The organism is Bradyrhizobium sp. Unk1 (assembly GCF_059512345.1).
Map to the genome: position 1 here is coordinate 1 of NZ_JCAMOP010000161.1, position 1,538 is coordinate 1,538.

At 64.0% G+C, this 1,538-nt stretch carries 1 protein-coding gene; it reads left to right on the top strand.

Translation table 11 applies throughout. The features are described from left to right. Positions 1-1,538 (top strand): non-ribosomal peptide synthetase (locus AC5ZFO_RS47865; protein ID WP_496124247.1); only part of this gene is annotated, 1,538 nt, incomplete at both ends.

The following is a 1,538-nucleotide window of genomic DNA, read 5'->3' on the forward strand; positions in this document are numbered from 1 at the left end:
CTGTCGGGCAAGCCGCGCGTCTCGGAGCTTCTGGAGCGGACGCGGCGCACGGTGCTGGCTGCGCAGGAGCATCAGGATCTGCCGTTCGAGCAGGTGGTGGAGATCGTGCAGCCGCCCCGGGCTCTTGATCACACGCCATTATTCCAGGTGATGCTGGCCTGGGAGAACAATGCGGCTGGGTCATTGGACCTGCCGGGGCTGAGTGTCGAAGCTGCCGGGGAGGAGATTGATCAGGTCAAGTTCGATCTGGAGCTGAGCCTTGGCGAGCATGGCGAGGAGATCGCCGGAACGCTGGGTTATGCCACGGCGCTGTTTGATCAAGCGACGATCGAGCGGCAGCGTGGTTATCTGCTGGCGCTGCTGCGGGCGATGGCTGCCGACGCGCAGCAAGAGGTCCACCGCATTGAGCTGCTGTCTGCTGCCGAGCGCACGTATCTGCTGGAGGAGCTGAACCAGACGGCGGCGCCGTATCCTGCGGAGCGGTGCATCCACGAGCTGTTCGAGGCGCAGGTGCACAAGGCGCCGGATGCGGTGGCGGTGGTCTGCGAAGATGAGCAGCTGAGCTGTGGCGAGCTCAATGCGCGGGCCAACCGCCTGGCGCATCACCTGATCGCCCTCGGAGTCAGGCCGGACCAGCCGGTTGCGATCTGCGTCGAGCGCAGTCCGATGATGGTGGTGGGGCTTTTGGCGATCCTGAAGGCCGGCGGGGCGTATATGCCGCTGGACCCGGCCTATCCGTCGGCGCGGCTGCATCAGGTGCTCGACGATGCGGCGCCGCGGCTGCTGCTGGCGGATGTGGCCGGCCGAGCCGCCTTCGGCGCGGATGTGCTGGCCAATGTGAGCGTGGTGGAGCTCGATGCTGCGGCGCCGGCCTGGGCCAGCCTGCCGGAAGCGGATCCTGACCCGCGGGCGCTCAGCCTGACCTCTCGCAATCTCGCCTATGTGATCTACACCTCGGGATCCACGGGCACGCCCAAAGGGGCACAGAATGAGCATCGGGCTATCGTTAATCGCCTGCTCTGGATGCAGAACGCCTATGGTCTGAAGCCAACAGACGTCGTGTTGCAGAAGACGCCATTTAGCTTCGATGTCTCGGCCTGGGAGTTCTTTTGGACTTTGCTTGAAGGGGCAACGCTGGTAGTAGCGCCGCCCGGTGCGCACAGAGATCCCGATGCATTGGTCGACTTGATCGTCAGCCAGTGCATCACGACGGTTCACTTCGTGCCATCCATGCTGCTCAGCTTTTTGGATGCGAAGAGTGTTGACCGCTGCACATCGCTGCGGCGGGTTTTATGCAGCGGCGAGGCGCTCCCTGCCGCCAGTGTGCATAGGGTTCGGCGCGTATTGCCCTGGACGGCCCTGCACAATCTCTACGGTCCGACTGAGGCGGCGATCGACGTTACATCCTGGAGCTGCCCGGCTGATTTTAATGAGGCCATCGTCCCGATTGGCCGTCCTATTGCCAACACGCGGGTCTACTTGCTGGATGGTCACGGCGAGCTGGTGCCGTTCGGCGCGGCAGGCGAGCTCTACATTGG